The 16,848-nt window shown below is 37.0% G+C and carries 16 protein-coding genes; 6 read left to right on the plus strand and 10 right to left on the minus strand.

Annotated features, from left to right (window positions below; genetic code table 11):
• Positions 1-75: 75 nt before the first annotated feature.
• The 3 genes from AC3FI7_RS17580 to AC3FI7_RS17590 are packed head-to-tail and all read left to right on the plus strand — an operon-like array spanning position 76 to position 3,762.
• The gene (locus tag AC3FI7_RS17580; protein ID WP_491460611.1) at positions 76-936 is read left to right on the plus strand and encodes an ROK family protein; all 861 of its coding nucleotides are present in this window, start codon (positions 76-78) and stop codon (positions 934-936) included.
• A gap of 21 nt (positions 937-957) precedes the next feature.
• A complete protein-coding gene (locus AC3FI7_RS17585) occupies positions 958-3,240 on the plus strand; it encodes a GH92 family glycosyl hydrolase (RefSeq protein ID WP_491460612.1) in 2,283 nt (760 codons plus the stop codon).
• Between the two features lie 24 nt (positions 3,241-3,264).
• The gene (locus AC3FI7_RS17590) at positions 3,265-3,762 is read left to right on the plus strand and encodes a cupin domain-containing protein (RefSeq protein WP_120232480.1); all 498 of its coding nucleotides are present in this window, start codon (positions 3,265-3,267) and stop codon (positions 3,760-3,762) included.
• A 288-nt stretch (positions 3,763-4,050) separates the two neighbouring features.
• On the opposite strand, the gene AC3FI7_RS17595 is transcribed toward AC3FI7_RS17590, so the two are convergent.
• From AC3FI7_RS17595 to AC3FI7_RS17615, 5 genes are all read right to left on the minus strand, one after another.
• Complete coding sequence (locus tag AC3FI7_RS17595) at positions 4,051-6,756, minus strand: TonB-dependent receptor domain-containing protein (protein WP_491460613.1); 2,706 nt, start codon at positions 6,754-6,756, stop codon at positions 4,051-4,053.
• Positions 6,757-6,824: 68 nt separating this feature from the next.
• Positions 6,825-7,187 carry a hypothetical protein gene (locus AC3FI7_RS17600; protein ID WP_202841787.1) on the minus strand — a complete coding sequence of 121 codons (363 nt, stop codon included), beginning with the start codon at positions 7,185-7,187 and terminating at the stop codon, positions 6,825-6,827.
• A 19-nt stretch (positions 7,188-7,206) separates the two neighbouring features.
• Positions 7,207-7,851 (minus strand): hypothetical protein, encoded by a 645-nt coding sequence (locus AC3FI7_RS17605; RefSeq protein ID WP_491460614.1) that lies wholly within the window; start codon positions 7,849-7,851, stop codon positions 7,207-7,209.
• A gap of 79 nt (positions 7,852-7,930) precedes the next feature.
• A complete protein-coding gene (locus AC3FI7_RS17610) occupies positions 7,931-8,617 on the minus strand; it encodes a response regulator transcription factor (RefSeq protein WP_002982671.1) in 687 nt (228 codons plus the stop codon).
• A 154-nt stretch (positions 8,618-8,771) separates the two neighbouring features.
• Positions 8,772-10,316 (minus strand): sensor histidine kinase, encoded by a 1,545-nt coding sequence (locus AC3FI7_RS17615; RefSeq protein WP_131437199.1) that lies wholly within the window; start codon positions 10,314-10,316, stop codon positions 8,772-8,774.
• A 201-nt stretch (positions 10,317-10,517) separates the two neighbouring features.
• On the opposite strand from AC3FI7_RS17615, the gene AC3FI7_RS17620 reads away from it, so the two are divergent.
• The gene (locus AC3FI7_RS17620) at positions 10,518-11,003 is read left to right on the plus strand and encodes an SRPBCC family protein (protein WP_142726396.1); all 486 of its coding nucleotides are present in this window, start codon (positions 10,518-10,520) and stop codon (positions 11,001-11,003) included.
• A gap of 109 nt (positions 11,004-11,112) precedes the next feature.
• On the opposite strand, the gene AC3FI7_RS17625 is transcribed toward AC3FI7_RS17620, so the two are convergent.
• From AC3FI7_RS17625 to AC3FI7_RS17645, 5 genes are all read right to left on the minus strand, one after another.
• A complete protein-coding gene (locus AC3FI7_RS17625) occupies positions 11,113-11,451 on the minus strand; it encodes a hypothetical protein (protein WP_142726397.1) in 339 nt (112 codons plus the stop codon).
• A gap of 34 nt (positions 11,452-11,485) precedes the next feature.
• Positions 11,486-11,860: a four helix bundle protein gene (locus tag AC3FI7_RS17630; RefSeq protein WP_491460615.1), complete on the minus strand. Its 375-nt coding sequence runs from the start codon at positions 11,858-11,860 to the stop codon at positions 11,486-11,488.
• A gap of 15 nt (positions 11,861-11,875) precedes the next feature.
• Entirely contained in the window at positions 11,876-13,918 is a 2,043-nt protein-coding gene (locus AC3FI7_RS17635) for a S9 family peptidase (protein ID WP_491460616.1), read from the minus strand.
• Positions 13,919-14,088: 170 nt separating this feature from the next.
• The gene (locus AC3FI7_RS17640; protein ID WP_041461971.1) at positions 14,089-14,829 is read right to left on the minus strand and encodes a uroporphyrinogen-III synthase; all 741 of its coding nucleotides are present in this window, start codon (positions 14,827-14,829) and stop codon (positions 14,089-14,091) included.
• Positions 14,830-14,841: 12 nt separating this feature from the next.
• A complete protein-coding gene (locus AC3FI7_RS17645) occupies positions 14,842-15,510 on the minus strand; it encodes a DUF4271 domain-containing protein (protein WP_142726400.1) in 669 nt (222 codons plus the stop codon).
• Between the two features lie 238 nt (positions 15,511-15,748).
• On the opposite strand from AC3FI7_RS17645, the gene AC3FI7_RS17650 reads away from it, so the two are divergent.
• Together AC3FI7_RS17650 and AC3FI7_RS17655 are read left to right on the plus strand one after the other, a co-directional pair.
• On the plus strand, positions 15,749-16,465 hold the full coding sequence (locus AC3FI7_RS17650) for a polyprenol monophosphomannose synthase (protein ID WP_142726401.1): 717 nt from the start codon (positions 15,749-15,751) through the stop codon (positions 16,463-16,465).
• Between the two features lie 5 nt (positions 16,466-16,470).
• Positions 16,471-16,839, plus strand: a complete 369-nt coding sequence (locus tag AC3FI7_RS17655) for a DUF4296 domain-containing protein (protein WP_228451338.1) — start codon at positions 16,471-16,473, stop codon at positions 16,837-16,839.
• Positions 16,840-16,848 lie beyond the last annotated feature (9 nt).

Consider the following 16,848-nt stretch of genomic DNA (forward strand, 5'->3'; position numbering starts at 1 on the left):
ATACAAAGCAGACAGACAGGGGTATGCTTCTGTTTGTCTGTTTTTTCAGTCACAGGAAATTAAAAATAAAAAATAATGCAGAATATAGTAGGAATTGATATTGGAGGGTCGCACATTACGCTGGCTCAGGTAGATCCGGAGAAACGTGAAATCATTTCTTCCACTTATGTAAGAGAACATGTAGATGCTTTCGAAAATAAAGAAGTTATTTTTGATGCATGGATTTCAACCATTCATAAAGTGGCTCATGATCTGGAAAAAGAAAATCTTCTGATTGGTATTGCAATGCCCGGACCTTTCGATTATGAGAACGGAATATCCCTTATGCAGCATGGAAAATTTATTGATATCTATCAGGTAAATATTAAAGAAGAACTGGCAAAAAGACTGGGTATTTCCCAGAAACAGATTCATTTTGTAAACGATGCAGCAGCCTTTATGGAAGGTGAAGTATTCGGAGGATGTGCTCAGGGATTCAGCAGGATTTTTGGTGTCACTCTCGGGACAGGATTGGGAACAACTTTCTATAACGGAGAATTGGCTACCGATGAAGACCTGTGGGATTCTCCTTTTAAAAACTCTATCAGTGAAGAATATCTGGCGACGCGCTGGTTCGTTAATCATTATAAAGAACTGACTGGGGAAGAAATTTCAGGAACAAAAGACCTTCTGGATAAACCATTAGAAATACAGAACAGAATATTTGATGAATATGCAGATTCTTTTTCAGAATTTATCGTAAAATATGTAGATCATTACAAACCGGAAGTTTTAGTTATAGGGGGAAATATTGCCAAGGCTTATCCTCATTTTGAACAAAGATTTATTCAGAATTTAACAAAGAATAATATTAACTTGCAGGTTAAAATTTCTGCTATATTTGAAGATGCGGCCATTCTTGGAGCTGCCAGCTATGCATTAAAAAAGCGTATATAAATTAACAAACGAAAAGATACAATGAAGTTTATATTTTCTACTTGCTTACTGTTATTACAGGCCTGGGCTTTAGGTCAGAACGTATCTCCCGTAGATTATGTGAATCCTTTGATGGGAACACAATCCAAACCATCATTATCCAATGGAAATACCTATCCGGCAGTCGGACTTCCTTGGGGAATGAATATCTGGACACCCCAGACCGGTAAAATGGGCGATGGATGGGCATATACCTACGATGCAGATAAAATAAAAGGATTTAAACAAACCCACCAACCTTCTCCATGGATGAACGATTATGGCGCATTTGCCATCATGCCGGGAGTAGGAAAAGTGAAATTTAAAGAAGAGGAAAGAGCAAGCTGGTTCAGTCATAAAGCTGAGGTGGCTACTCCATACTTTTATAGTGTTTATCTGGCGGATATTAATGTTACTACAGAGTTCACTCCTACAGAAAGAGCATCTTATTTTAAATTTGATTTTCCCAAAACAGACAGTGCTTACGTAGTGGTTGATGCTCTGAATAAAGGCTCTTATATCAAAATTTTACCGAAAGAAAGAAAAATCCTGGGATATACCACAAGATATTCTACCGGGAAATATGAGAACTTTAAAAACTATTTTGTCATTCAGTTTGATAAAGACTTTGAACTGACAAAAACCTGGAAAGACGATAAGCTGGTCAATGATCAGTTAGAAATTACCAGCGATCACACCGGTGCTGTAGTAGGATTTAAGCTTAAAAATAAAGAAACAGTTTATGCAAAAGTAGCCTCTTCTTTCATCAGCTTTGAACAGGCAGAACTTAACCTTAAAAGAGAAATCGGAAACAGAAACTTTGAACAGGTAAAAACCGATGCTAAAAATATCTGGAACAAAACATTAGGGAAAATAGACGTAAAAGGAGGAACAGATCAGCAGATGAGAACCTTTTACTCTTCTTTATACAGAACTTTATTCTTCCCGCAAAAGTTATATGAAATAGATACCCAGAATAAAATAAAGCACTGGAGTCCTTACAACGGTAAAATTGTAGACGGTAGAATGTTTGCCGGAACCGGTTTCTGGGATACGTTCCGTGCTTTATATCCTTTTCTGAACCTTGTTTACCCAAGCATTAATGTGGAAATGCAGGAAGGACTGGCCAATGCTTACAAAGAAGGTGGCTTCTTACCAGAGTGGAGCAGTCCGGGATATTCTGATATTATGATTGGAAATAATTCTGCATCCGTAGTGGCAGATGCTTATATCAAAGGACTTCGTGGGTATGATGTTGAAGCGCTTTGGCAGGCCGTAAAGCACGGAGCGAATAATGAAGGACCTATAGAAGCTGTAGGACGTGCAGGAGTAAAGTATTATAATGAACTGGGTTATGTCCCTTACGATGTAAATATCAATGAAAATGCAGCCAGAACATTAGAGTACGCGTATGATGATTTTTCGATTTACCAGTTAGGAAAAGCATTAGGGAAACCCGCTTCTGAAATTGATATCTATAAGAAAAGAGCTTATAATTATAAAAATGTATTCGACAAGGAGACAGGCTTGATGCGTGGTAAAAATAAAGACGGTAATTTCCAGAAGCCTTTCAATCCTTTCAAATGGGGAGATGCGTTTACAGAAGGGAACAGCTGGCATTATACATGGTCAGTTTTCCAGGATATTAATGGACTGGCAGAGCTGATGGGTGGAAAAAAGAAATTTGAAGCCAAATTGGATGAAGTTTTTTCATTGCCTCCGGTTTTTGACGACAGCTATTATGGAGGTGTGATCCACGAGATCAGAGAAATGCAGATCATGAATATGGGGCAGTACGCCCACGGAAACCAGCCTATTCAGCACATGATTTATCTGTACAACTATGCAGGAGCTCCTTACAAAACTCAATATTGGGCGAGACAGGTGATGAATAAATTGTATCATGCAACGCCAGATGGATATTGTGGTGATGAAGATAACGGGCAGACTTCTGCGTGGTATATTTTCTCAGCTCTAGGTTTTTATCCGGTAACACCAGCAACGGATCAATACGTGTTGGGGGCACCATTATTTAAAGAAGCTACCATCCACTTGGAAAATGGTAAGAAAATTGAAATAAAAGCTCCGGAAAACAACACTGAAAATCTATATGTAAAATCATTGAATGTAAATCAGCAGCCTTATTCCAAAAACTGGCTGAGCCATAAAGAACTGATAAAAGGTGCCATTTTAGATTTTAAAATGGACAGTAAGCCCAACAAAGAAAGAGGTTCACAGGAAAAAGACTTTCCGTATTCAATGTCAAAAGAAGAATCAAATAAATAATTTTAAAATTAAAAATATAGCTGTATGAGTACAGAAAAAAAAGAAATATTCGAGAGAGTAGAGAATATGCTGCAGACACAAGGTTTTACTATCGCTGCAAAAGATGATACAAGACCATGGGGTGGTTTCTTTGTGATCGATGAAACACAGGCGCAGGATTTTGCCAACCAGTATTTTGACGGGATTGATGTAGACAGTTTGAGAATAGGAGGGAAGCTAAGCCCTAAAATTCTTATCGTGGCTCCGGAAGCAAGATTAAGCTGGCAGTATCACCACAGAAGAGCCGAAATCTGGCAAGTGGTAGAAGGAACGGTAGGCATCAAAAGAAGCAATACCGATGAAGAGGGAGAATTGAAAGAATATGGCCCAAAAGATCAGGTGAAACTTCAGCAGGGCGAAAGACACAGATTAATCGGTCTTGAAGGCTGGGGAATTGTAGCTGAAATCTGGCAGCATACCGATGCTTCCAATCCTTCAGATGAAGATGATATCGTAAGAGTACAGGACGACTTTGGAAGATAAATAAAAAATCCGCTCGATTGGACTGCCCCCAAAAAGTTAGACACTTTTTAGGGGCATTTTTTTATTGAGTCAGGAAGCTTGAGAATGGAAGAAGGGATTTATCTGATATTTTATAACTCTTGGATTTCTTTTGTTATTAGAGGCAATTTTAACTGCTTATGGTAAAAATCAAACCTTATAGGTTTCTGAAACCTATAAGGTTTTTGGGTATTCAGATTTTATCTGCAATAAGATAAAACTTTATTAGGTTGTAGATACTCCCAGTATCATTCTTCCAGCTTCCAGCCTTTAAAACGTCACATCCAATCCTACATAGAAGTTCGCCTTCATAATAGGAGCGTATACCATTCCGCCGTCAAAATAACTTCCGAAAGGATTTTTAAAATCTACAATCGCATTTTTCTGATAGTAAGAAGTAAGGTTTTCGCCACCTACATAAGCTCTGATCTTTTTATTGAAATTTCTTGAAATCTGAGCATTCAGCACAGCGTAAGATTCAGAATAGGCTGGCAGCTGAAACTCTGCCGGATTCGTTGATGTATCCGGAAGTCTCTGTTTTCCTACCCAGTTTAAAGTAGTATCAAAGCTCCAGAATCCTCCATTATTATTTTTATTGGTTGAATACGCCAGGTTCACAAATCCTCTGTGCTTCGCCATAAAAGGAACTTCTCTTCTTCCACCGATATAATCTGCCTGTACATCATAATATTTATAAGCCAGTCTTACCTCTAGATTTTTTACAGGCATGAAATCCCATTGGGTCTGGAATGAATTCGCAAAAGATTTCCCATCCAGATTATAGAATGTCAGTTGTTGAGGAGATTGATCCAGGTCTACCAATACCTGATCCTGGAAGTCTGTTCTGAAGAAGTCAGCAATAATGCTTGATTTCCTTCCGAACAACTTAAATTCCTGCTGTAAACTTGCTCCGTAGTTCCATGCAATTTCAGGCTTTAATCCATAAATATTTCCTCCGTTAGGTAAAATATTGATAGCCCTGTTTGATGCAAAGTACTGCTGGCTTTCCGCAAATACATTTGCTGTTCTGAAACCTCTTCCCGCAGAAAGTCTTAAAATTGTCTGAGGTGTGAAGTCATATTTGAAATTAAGCCTTGGTGTAAACTGAGTTCCTGCCAGATTATGAAAATCTACTCTGGACCCTGCTACTAAAGTATATTTTAAACCTGTTAAAGTATATTCAGCAAAAATACCGGGTACAATTTCATTTCTTCTGATGTCATCCAGCAAATACGTTTCTTTATAACCGTCATATAAGAAACTTGCCCCTGCTTTATACTTATGGTTGGTATTTCCAATGATGCTTTCAAAGATTAGATTAGAATAATACGTATGCTGTTGTCCCGCATAATTTCTCAATCCGAAAAAGCTGTCCTGTTGATGATAAACGTACTGATTCATCCAGCCGATACTCTGATAAGGTTTTCCTTTAAAAATATATCCTGTTTTATTCCAGACCTGGAACCTTGAAATATCGATTCCTACCCCATAAAAAGGCTGTTTGTCCTGCCCCATTTTTTTATCAAAACCAATTTCTCCGGCTGTTCTCTCATCTCTGATAAAATTAATTCCGAAGTGAGACCCGAATCCCGACTTTTCAAGATCGTTATAATTCAGCAGATATGCTGCGTTGATCTGCGTTCCTTTTGGTCTGTCCAGAAAGCCGTCATGATTCATATCCGTATTTCCGAAAGTTCCGTTTCCGTGCAGGAGGAATGTTTGTGACCATTTATCGTTGACAGGAGAAACATTGGTAATATTGATTTCAGCTCTTCCATTGAAGTCAGAAAAGAGATTTAATGATGTTTCAGGAGTTTTTGCATTCTTCAAAAGTTCAGTATTGATCTGTCCTGTAATACTTTCATACCCATTCGTTACGGTACTTCCTCCTTTGGTAAGCTGGATGCTTTCAATCCATCTTCCCGGGATAAAATTTAATCCATAAGCGGATGCCAGGCCTCTGATTTCTGGCAACTGCTCTTTTGTTAAGCTGGTATATTTCTGATCCAAACCAAGCATTTTCAGCTGTTTTGTTCCCGTAACCGCATTGCTGAAAGAAACATCTACTGTTGCATTGGTTTCGAAGCTCTCAGAAAGATTACAACAGGCAGCCTTTAACAGTTCTTTTTTATCTATATTAAAAACAAGTCCGGTTTCTTTTTTGCTTAAAGCTGTCGCTGCTTTGGAGCCTGTTACCACAACACCATCAATACTTTTTTCATGCTGAGAATGATCTTCTTTAGTTGCAGAGGTTTCATTGTCTTTATGATCTTCATGCTTTGCTCCTTCTTCGTAATGGACCTTTGGATTAGGTTCACCAAAGGTAAAATCCCTGTCATACAGGCAGCATCCCGGAAGGCCATTGTAAACAGCATCAGACGCTTTATATTTTTCATTATCATGACCTGCATCAGCAATAGCCTTTAAAATCTTATCTGATGATGTTTTTGAAGGATTAAAATTTAAAGTAACCGTTTGTTTCTCTGCATTCCATTCTGCAGTATCGGCTCCGGCATCTTTGGATGCTTTTTCAATTCTGGCTTTACAAGAAGCACAGTTTCCTCTTACGTAGAACTCATTTTCTTTTTTAGCGGAAGCATTAGCATCTGCATGATGTTCATGATGTGTTTCCGCTTTAGAAGGTTGTGCATCTCTGTCGTAATGGCAACATCCCGGAAGCCCTTCGTACGTTGCATCAGACGTTTTGAATTTCTCATTGTCATGTCCTGCTTCTGCTACCTTTTTCAGAATATCATCAGAAGATACCTTATCTGTTTCTAACGTTAAGGTTTGCAGATCAATGGAGTAAACTGCTGTTTTGGCACCTGCTTTTTTAGCTGCACTCTCAATTCTTGTTTTGCACATTTCACAGTTCCCTTTTACCTTGAACTGATTTTTTGAAAGTGTCTGAGCAGATATACATTGTGTAAATAGGAATAATGCACCAAGTATGAACCTGGAAATATATAATTTCATTTTGTTTAAAGTTTTAATTAATTAAAAAAACAGTTCATTATAAGGCATAATGAACCCATGGTATTTAATTAACCTATCTTGGGCGGCTGCCAGATCTCCTTTAAACGGTCTGAAAGATAAGGATCTGAATATTGGAACTGAGGATTCTTATTCGCTTTGTAATAAGACAGTTCCAGACGTAGATTTTTTGAAAAAGGGGTTTCAATAAAAGTATAACAGGCAATGCATGATGAGCAGCAGTCGTCATTACATGATTTTGTGTTATCATGTTTGCTGTCTTTTTTTGAAGAATGATTTTTACAGCAGTCCATTTTCTTGGAAGATTCTGCTTTACAGCATGTTTCCTGCATTTCCTGTGCATAGAAATAGTCCTTGGGAATCAGAAAGACTCCCAGACAAAAAACTATGGCAAGTATGTGAAACAGCTTCATCTCTGCAAAAATACAAAATTTATGGTAAAGGATCACCAACTTTTAGAGAGCAGCTGTGCCATGGCTCACCATGAGCGGGATTAAGTTTCGGTTTTTCTCCCATTGCGAGGTTCTGTGCTGCAGGTGCAGGAGACGGGGTCGGAGTTGTCTGTACTGCATTTTGAACGGATTGAGGAGCCGGAGCAGGCTTGCTGTTTAATGGCTGTCCTACAGGAATATCACATCGATGTCCGGGCTGCCCGTGGGGCGGATTCATTCCCGGAGCCGTTTTTACCTGCTTTCCGTTGTTATCAAGGGTAATTTTTCCAGGTGATACAGCATTCGGGTCAATCTGTATGGTGTTGCCTCCGTTCACATTTACATTTTGTGTTGAAGGAGCAGCTGCAGCAGGTCGCCCATTCAAAGGCTGTCCTACAGGAATATCACATCGATGTCCAGGCTGTCCGTGTGGAGGATTCATCCCCGGAGCGGTTGTCATAGGAGCGGGGGTTGGATTAGACTGAATGCCTGCCTGATCCATCAGCGCTGTTTTTGAGGTGGTATTAAAGGCAACGTTCGGTTGTCCGGCGCTAGCTTCTTCTTTTAAATAGGTAGCTCTTTCATCCTTTTTACAGGATGCAGCTAATAGTGATACGGCGATCAAACCAATAAATGTATTCTTCATATCCATGGGTATGAAAACAAAATTAGCAAAACATTTTCAATTGTTTTGCTAATTTTATACTTATAATTTGATTTTTGGATTAATTTTTTACCAAAAGTCTAAATCCTTCTCCATGAACATTGATGATTTCCAAGCCCTCGTCATCTTTTAACAGCTTACGAAGTTTTGCAATATATACGTCCATACTTCTTGCCGTAAAATAATTTTCTTTTTTCCAGATCTTTCTTAAAGCAAGATCTCTCGGCATGAAATCATTTCTGTGAATGCAAAGAAGCTTCAATAATTCATTTTCTTTAGGAGAAAGCTTGTATTCCTTATCACCTACTTTCAGCTGTCTCAGCATAGAATCAAAGAAGATATTGCTGATCTTGAACTGCTCCTGTTCTTCATTTTCCAAAGTGGAACTTCTCTGAAGAATTGCCTTGATTTTGTATAAAAGAAGCTCAGTATCGAAAGGTTTTGTGATATAATCATCAGCGCCTAACTGGTATCCCTTTAAGATATCTTCTCTCATATTTCTTGCGGTAAGGAATATGATCGGTGTATTTTTATCAATCTTTTTTACGTCTTCCGCTAATGAAAACCCGTCTTTTTTAGGCATCATTACGTCAAATATGCAGATGTCGAATTCATTTTCTGTAAATTCTTTAAGTCCCTGCTCTCCATCAGTGGCAAGAGTTACTTCAAAATTATTGATGGTCAAATAATCTTTAAGCACCGCCCCGAAACTCTGATCGTCCTCTACTAATAATATTCTGTTGCTCATAATTTTAATAATTAAAAATTAACAATTAAGAATGAACTTTCTCACTCTATCTTCTATATTTTGATATTTGGTTTTACTTTTTATAATTGATGAATGATCATTGATGTAAAAGAGATTTTTATCATTTATCGCTTATCATCTGTCATTTATCTTTCTAGCTCATCGGCAGCTTGATCGTAAACGTACTTCCTTTTCCTTTATGAGAGTCCACGATAATCTGTCCTTTGTGCAGTTCCACAATTTTTTTAACGTAGGAAAGTCCTAATCCCTGTCCCTTTACGTTGTGTATATTTCCGGTTTCTTCCCTGAAGAATTTCTCGAAAATTTTAGTTTTATTCTGAGTATCCATTCCCATTCCTTTATCAGAAATTTCAATCACATACCAGTGTCCTTCATTTCTTGTTTTCACATGTATTTCCGGTGCTTCAGGAGAATATTTATTGGCATTATCCAGTAAGTTGACCAGCATGTTTGAGATATGGAATTCGTCTATTTTAAAATTATAATGAGTGGCATTGAACTCCTGTGTAAGGGTTCCGTTTCTTTGCTGTACAATCAGATTGAAAGATTCTGTAGTTTTTTTGATAAGTTCCCTGACATTGGTTTCTTTTAGGAAAAGCTCTACTTCATTTCTTTCAAGCTTCGACATATTAAGGACGTTTTCCACCTGCTTTTTCATCCTCAGGTTCTCTTGCTTGATCAGTTCGGAATAATATTTCACCTTATCCGGATTGGTAGCAATTTTGTCATTAGCCAATGAATCTGTTGCGACAGAAATGGTTGCCAATGGTGTTTTAAACTCATGGGACATATTGTTGATGAAGTCGGTTTTTACTTCAGCAAGCTTCTTCTGTCTCATCATATAATTGATGGAAATAATGTAAATCCCAAGAATGGTAAGAAGAGAAAGGAATGTTCCGAGCAGCATTGGCCAGTTGTTCATCGCCAGGGAATATTCTTTTTTAGGGAATACCAATGCAAGGCTGTATAAGGTATTTTTCTTATCTGCAAATAAAGGGAAGCTGTAGGTATTGCTGTCTTTTTTCTCTTTGTAAGCTTTGTTTGCTATACTTGTAAGTTTGTTGTTACGGTCAAGAACTCCGTATCCGAATTTAGCCGTAATTCCTCTTATTTTAAGCTCTTTCGCAATAACGGAATCAAGCGTTTTTGAATCAACTCTTTTGGTAATGGGAAGATTATTTCCGTATACCTTCACAAACTCCTTCATGGAATAATCACCGGTTTCGATTTCCTGGTTAATATCCGTGGTAAGAAGTTCGCGATTGGTCGTATCTCTCTTTATTTTGTAGGCTGCCTCGTCTGTATATAGCGTTGTCAGCTTAATAGAATCTCCTTTTTGAGAAATCGGAAGCTGCGTTTTTTCAATAATGTTTTTGGAATAGATGATCTGTCTCTGGGTGCCGGAATCTTCCACCTGCTGAATCGTAGTTAAGGATGGCTGCTTACTGTTGGCAATAATATTTTTTCTGAAATCTTTGTAATCCTGATTCAGGTACTTGTCAGCTTCAATCTCTTCAATACTTTTTGAAGTACTTTCCAAAACCGCATACACTTTATTCGAAAAATCCTGTTCCAGTACGCCGTAATAGCCTTTCAACCAATAAAATTGGAGCGTCACAAAGACAATCAGTGAGATCGTCATAAACACCGAAATTATTGGGATGAATTTGTTATTCATTATTTAATTATATATGTTTTGGAAAGATGAATGTTAAAATTAATTGTTTTAAGACTACATAAACAAAAAACGAGCCAAAAAATTGTTTTTTTTTTCTTAAAAGAGTGTTTTTTAACAATTATTTATGAATTATATTTTACTTGCCATATGAAAAGTCCCTTTCAGTAAATAAAGTGCTAACTTTATTAAAAATAAATATTTATGGAATCTAATATCACTTTCAACAAAGATTTTGACGAACTCAGCACTTATGTCATGAAGATGTATAAGGCTGATGTTTTGACAGTATGGAACTATTTTACCAAGGCCGAACTGTTGGATAAATGGTGGGGACCTAAGCCATGGAAGTGCGAAACGGTAAGCCAGGATTTCAGAGAAGGAGGAGTTTGGTTTTATGCCATGGTAGGGCCTAATGGAGAAAAAGGGTATTCCCAGTCAGAATATGGAGAAATTACAGAACACAGAAGTTTTGACTGGATGAGTGCTTTTTGTGATGAAAAAGGAAATATCAATGAAGATTTTCCAATGTCAAAATGGCTGATCGGCTTTACAGGAGTGGAAGAAGGTACCAAAGTCACTATTAATATTCATTACCAGTCTCAGGATGTAATGAAGAAGATGATGGATATGGGGTTCGAACAAGGGTTTACCATGGGATTGAACCAGCTGGAGGAACTGATTGGATAAATTTGAACATGTTAAAAATAATTATTTATAAAAAAGAGGATTTTCCATAGAAAATCCTCTTTGTATGTACTGGAAGTTAAGTTATAACTTAACTTCCATTTTCCAGCCTTTATAAAAGCTCTTCTTCCTGGAAATACTGAATAATAGCCTTTTTCATAAGCAGAGTCTGCTCGTTTGGCTTTAATTCAGGAAGTTCTTCCAGTTTTTCAAACTGCGGCCACCCGTCTTCATAGTGTGTAAATTTATAATATCCAAAAGGCTCAAGCAGCCTGCATACAGCAATGTGAATAAGGTTTACCTTGTCGTCTTTGGTATATTTCTGCTGGCCACTTCCCAACTCCTGTAATCCTATCAGAAACAAAAGAGTTTCAATAGGAGGGTTCTTCTCTGTCTGAAAGTTGTCTTCGAAGAACTGTTCTATTTTTTTCCAATATTCGGACTCGTTCATATAATTGATAAATGATGATTAATAATTGATCTTGTTAACGTTTTAATTCTTCACCTAATTTCCTTTTATAAGCAGAGGTTACTTTCAAAATTTCACTGGCTTCGTTAATAAGAATATCTAAATTTTCTTTTTTTAGTATATGGAGTTCATCTATTAACTCCAGCCAGAATAAAGTTTCGTCAGCTTCTTCTACAACAATGCATATTTTGGAATATTTTTCTTTGGTAGATCTGGCTCTGCACATTGCTCTATAGTTGCTTGCTGTGGATGAAGCAGATCTGAAAACTTGTTTCCTTATATTTGATATTTTATCAGAATATGAAATATCAGACAACTCATTAATGATTGCAATGGTTAAAGATTTAGTCTTTTGTGCAAACATCTGGTTGTAGTTGTTGTCCGTAATCATATCAATTATCTTTTATCAATTATCATTTATCTTTAACAGAAACGCATACTCCAATGCGTCTTCTTTCAGAGATTCAAATCTTCCGCTTGCTCCTCCATGTCCGGAACTCATGTCGGTTTTAAAGACTAAAATATTATTGTCTGTCTTTAGTTCTCTAAGTTTTGCCGTCCATTTGGCAGGTTCCCAATACTGCACCTGTGAATCGTGGAATCCTGTTGTGATAAGCATATGTGGATAGTCTTTAGCTTCTACATTATCATAGGGAGAGTAATCTTTCATGTAATGGTAATATTCCTCATCATTCGGATTTCCCCATTCATCATATTCTCCGGTAGTCAAAGGGATGGTATCATCTAACATGGTCGTAACAACATCTACGAATGGAACCTGTGCTACAATTCCGTTGAATAGCTGAGGCTCATAGTTGACCACGGCACCTACCAACAGACCTCCGGCACTTCCTCCCATCGCGTACATATGTCTCGATGAAGTATAATTTTCTTTGATTAAATGTTTCCCTGCATCTATAAAATCAAAGAATGTATTTTTCTTGAATAACATTTTTCCGTCCTCATACCATTCTCTTCCCAAATACTCTCCACCACGGATGTGAGCAATGGCATAAATAAAGCCTCTGTCAAGAATAGATAATCTTACATTGGAAAAGCTGGCATCTACAGTATGTCCATAACTTCCATATCCATACAGAAGAAGTGGAGTGTCAGCTGATTTTTTGGTGTCTTTATGGTAGACTAATGAAATAGGAACTTTTACTTTTCCGTCTCTGGAATCTGCCCATATTCTTTCTGAAATATAATTTTCAGGGATGAATTTTCCACCCAGAACTTCCTGCTGTTTCAGTAGTTTTGTGGTCTTTTCCTTCATGTTATACTCATAGGTAGAGCTTGGCTGTGTAAGAGACGTATAGCCATAACGTAAGATCTCTGTATCAAATTCCAGATTGATCCCAATATAAGCGGTATAAGTTGGATCTGAAAAAGGTAGATAGTAAGACTCCTTAGTTTTCTCATCAATGATTTTGATCTGAAGCAGTCCTTTTTCTCTTTCTTCAAGAACCAGGTAGTCCTTAAAAATTTCAAAACCTTCCAGTAAAACTTCTGCGCGGTGCGGAATAACGTCTATCCAGTTTTCCATCCCACAGTTATCTATTTTTGTTTTTACAATCTTGAAGTTGATCGCATCATCAGCATTGGTAATGATGTAAAATTCGTCCTCGTAATGCTCTACTGAATATTCAAGGTCATCTATTCTTGGCTGGATCACTGTCCATTCAGCAAATACATTATCAGAAGGGATAAAACGGTGCTCATCAGAAATAGTACTTGAGCTGGCAATGAAAATATACTCTAAAGATTTTGTCTTAAATACATTGACGTCAAACGTGTCATCTTCTTCGTGGAAGATCAGGGTATCTTCTGCTGAATCTGTTCCCAATTGATGTCTGTACACCTGGAATGCACGAAGGCTTTTATCTTTTCTGATATAAAAAACATGCTGGTTGTCATTCGCCCATACTGCTTTTCCTGTTGTGTTCAGGATAGTATCGGGAAAGATTTCACCGGTCTTTAAGTTTTTAAAATTAAGGGTGTAAATTCTTCTTCCCACGTCATCCGACGAAAAAGATGCCAGTTCGTTGTTTGGGCTTACGGCTACACTTCCTACTTCAAAAAAATCTTTGCCTTCTGCCAGAGTATTAACGTCAAGTACGATTTCCTCTTCGTTGTCGAGGCTCTTATGCTTTCTGCAGAAAATAGGATATTCCTTGCCTTCTTCATAACGCACAATATACCAGTACTCATTAAAGAAATAAGGAAGGGATTCGTCATCCTTTTTATACCGTGCTTTCATCTCTTCGAACAGCTCTTCCTGAAGAGCTTCAGTATCTTTCATGATGAACTCCTCGTAAGCATTTTCTTCTTCAATATATTGGATGACTTCAGGGTTTTCCCTTTCATTCAGCCAGAAGTAATTATCAATCCTTTTATCGCCGTGGGTTTCTAATATTTTTTCTATTTTTTTTGCCTGTGGAACTTTCATCCGGATATTTTGGTTTTTTTTATAGAGCAGCATCTGTCTGCACTTTTCTTCTGAAAGTAAGCGGTTTACGCAGATGTCTTGTTCAATGTTAATTTTTGTTCAAATTTAGGTAAAAAAAAACCATCTTCCCTTTATTGAAAAGATGGTTGATTGTATTTTTATAGTAAAGACTATTTGTGAAGTGCTTTAATATACTTTTCCAGGGCCATTGTCATTGAAGGAGTTTCCTTCGTAGGCGCCATTAAATCTACTTTTAATCCCGCTTCTTCTGCAGCTGCCAAAGTCGTGTTTCCAAAAACTCCGATTTTGGTTTCTTCCTGCTTGAAGTCAGGGAAATTTTGTTGCAGTGATTTGATCCCCTGCGGGCTGAAGAATATCAACATGTCATAATCTTTGACATTGATATCCGTAAGGTCGCTGCATACGGTACGGTACATGATTGCTCTTGTCCAGTCTACATTAGATGCATCCATGGTTTTTACAATATCCGGGCTTAAAACATCTGAAGATGGCAACAGATATTTTTCAGTTGGAAACTTTTTGAAAAGAGGAAGCAGGTCTGAGAAATTTTTCTCCCCAAAGCTGATTTTTCTTTTCCTGTACACAATATGCTTTTGAAGATAGTTGGCAATTGCTTCCGACTGGCAGATGTATCTCATCGTATCCGGAACAGCAAAACGCAATTCCTCTGCTAGTCTGAAGTAATGGTCAATCGCATTTTTACTGGTAAAAATAATACCGGTATACTGCGTCAGATCTATTTTCTGTGTTCTGAGCTCTTTATTGTCAACTCCTTCGACGTGGATAAATGGACGGAAATCAATCTTTATTTTTTCCTTCTTCGCTATATCCAGATATGGAGAAGACTCACTAGGCGCTGGTTGAGAAACCAATATAGACTTTATTCTCATCATTGACTTTTATTAAAAAAATAACAACTTCCAAAGCAATAATAATGGTGCGATTTGGAGGGTGCAAATATACAAAAATTTATAATACCATTTCTCTGGAAGAATCTTGTTCTTGTGAAATAAATAGAAAAAAACTTTGAAAATGAATACAAAAGAAAAGAAGCAGAAATAATATAAAAACATTTTATTTCTGTCTATCGGGAAGTAATAATGGGCTACACAAAGAATGATCAGTAAAAATGAAAGAATGAAATAAAACTTTGTGGAGGTAAAATAAAAAATAGTCCATTTTTTTCCATCCCCTATACTTTGATAAAATAAAAAACCTAATGTTGATTTTATGAGATAAAAAAATAGCACTGCCAGCAAAGTATATCCGAATTTATTAAGCTGATAGCCTAAAAGCTGAAGATCGGCAATAAATTTAGGCACAATAGGGATATACTGTGAAATTAGTACAGAAAGAGTAAGGGTAGTGACACAGGAAGTGATAATCCAGCTGGGAAGGTTGTTACTTGCATCAAAATATTTCTGAAGCAGAAAATCTTTGAGACTGGCATCTCTCTCTATAACGTTCATCATAAAAACGTATAAAAATATACAGCCTACAAGAATAAAGATTACCCAATCATTGTTCTCAGGTATTCTTACGTGATTGATGAAGTGTTGTGATGATGGCAAAATTTAAGTTTTTTATTTATTATTTAACTTCAATATAACACAGCCCGGCACAGATTTTCCTGTCAGATCCATGAATTTGCAGTTAAAATATTTGCTCTCACCGATTTTACGTACTGTTCAGATCTGTTGAATAAAAGTTTCTGTTTCATCCGCTCAATCCCTGAGAAATATTTTTGCAAAATTATAGATTATTTTGTATAAAATAAAAAGGTTAAATAAACTATCTTTGCAAACTGAAATGAAAAAACTCGTCATCATCCCAACGTATAACGAAAAGGAAAATATTGAAAATATTATTTCCGCAGTTTTTGCATTGGAGGATGACTTTCATATCTTAGTGGTGGATGATACTTCTCCAGATGGAACAGCAGAGGTTGTAAAAGAATTACAGAAGCAATATCCACATTATCTCCACCTGTCGGTAAGGCATGTGAAAGATGGGTTGGGAAAGGCATATATTCACGGATTTAAATGGGCTATTGAAAATAAGTACGACTATATTTTTGAAATGGATGCCGATTTTTCACATAATCCAAATGATCTGCCTAAGCTGTTTGAAGCATGTATCAATGCTGATATGGCAATCGGTTCCCGTTACTCAAAAGGAGTGAACGTAGTGAACTGGCCTATGGGAAGGGTATTGCTCTCTTACTTCGCATCAAAATATGTAAGGTTTGTATTGGGACTGCCTATTCATGATACCACAGCAGGCTTTGTCTGTTTTTCAAGAAAAGTGTTGGAGGAAATAGGGCTGGACAATGTAAAACTGAAAGGATATGGATTTCAGATAGAAATGAAATTCAGAGCATTTAAAAAAGGTTTCAGAATTGTGGAAGTTCCTATTATATTTACCAACAGAATTTTAGGAGAAAGCAAAATGAACGGCGGAATAATCCATGAAGCTGTTTTTGGAGTATTGAACTTAAAATGGAAATCAATCATCAACAGATTATGAAACTGATGAAAAAGCTAATCTTTATTTTCGTTTTACTGAGCCTGTTTTCGTGTGGTGATTATATTGATAAGCCTAAAAACCTGATCGATAAAGATATGATGGCAGAAATCATTGCCGATCTTGCGATCAATGATCAGGCTATCTTTGTATACCCTGACAAAAACATGGAAGCAGGTACAAGAGCTGTCCTGAAGTCACATAACGTAAAACCTGATGACTTTGTAGACAGTTTCAAATACTATGTAATTAAAGAAGAAATGGATGGGATTGCCAATGATGCTCAGGAAAAATTGCTGAAGAAAGATCCCAAAGCAGAAAAATATGTAAAGGATAAACAGAAAGAAAGTGGTCCTGTAACACCTTTGGTAAGGTAAAGTGTCACC

Source organism: Chryseobacterium sp. TQ-BC-N36 (assembly GCF_058382295.1).

Bases quoted from the DNA above. Each gene is read 5' to 3' on its own strand.
- AC3FI7_RS17620 (WP_142726396.1), top strand. From the start codon at position 10,518: ATGGAATCTAATATCACTTTCAACAAAGATTTTGACGAACTCAGCACT.
- AC3FI7_RS17625 (WP_142726397.1), bottom strand. From the start codon at position 11,451: ATGAACGAGTCCGAATATTGGAAAAAAATAGAACAGTTCTTCGAAGAC.
- AC3FI7_RS17615 (WP_131437199.1), bottom strand. From the start codon at position 10,316: ATGAATAACAAATTCATCCCAATAATTTCGGTGTTTATGACGATCTCA.
- AC3FI7_RS17655 (WP_228451338.1), top strand. From the start codon at position 16,471: ATGAAAAAGCTAATCTTTATTTTCGTTTTACTGAGCCTGTTTTCGTGT.
- AC3FI7_RS17590 (WP_120232480.1), top strand. From the start codon at position 3,265: ATGAGTACAGAAAAAAAAGAAATATTCGAGAGAGTAGAGAATATGCTG.
- AC3FI7_RS17650 (WP_142726401.1), top strand. From the start codon at position 15,749: ATGAAAAAACTCGTCATCATCCCAACGTATAACGAAAAGGAAAATATT.
- AC3FI7_RS17630 (WP_491460615.1), bottom strand. From the start codon at position 11,860: ATGATTACGGACAACAACTACAACCAGATGTTTGCACAAAAGACTAAA.
- AC3FI7_RS17635 (WP_491460616.1), bottom strand. From the start codon at position 13,918: ATGAAAGTTCCACAGGCAAAAAAAATAGAAAAAATATTAGAAACCCAC.
- AC3FI7_RS17600 (WP_202841787.1), bottom strand. From the start codon at position 7,187: ATGAAGCTGTTTCACATACTTGCCATAGTTTTTTGTCTGGGAGTCTTT.
- AC3FI7_RS17580 (WP_491460611.1), top strand. From the start codon at position 76: ATGCAGAATATAGTAGGAATTGATATTGGAGGGTCGCACATTACGCTG.
- AC3FI7_RS17585 (WP_491460612.1), top strand. From the start codon at position 958: ATGAAGTTTATATTTTCTACTTGCTTACTGTTATTACAGGCCTGGGCT.
- AC3FI7_RS17610 (WP_002982671.1), bottom strand. From the start codon at position 8,617: ATGAGCAACAGAATATTATTAGTAGAGGACGATCAGAGTTTCGGGGCG.
- AC3FI7_RS17640 (WP_041461971.1), bottom strand. From the start codon at position 14,829: ATGAGAATAAAGTCTATATTGGTTTCTCAACCAGCGCCTAGTGAGTCT.
- AC3FI7_RS17595 (WP_491460613.1), bottom strand. From the start codon at position 6,756: ATGAAATTATATATTTCCAGGTTCATACTTGGTGCATTATTCCTATTT.
- AC3FI7_RS17605 (WP_491460614.1), bottom strand. From the start codon at position 7,851: ATGAAGAATACATTTATTGGTTTGATCGCCGTATCACTATTAGCTGCA.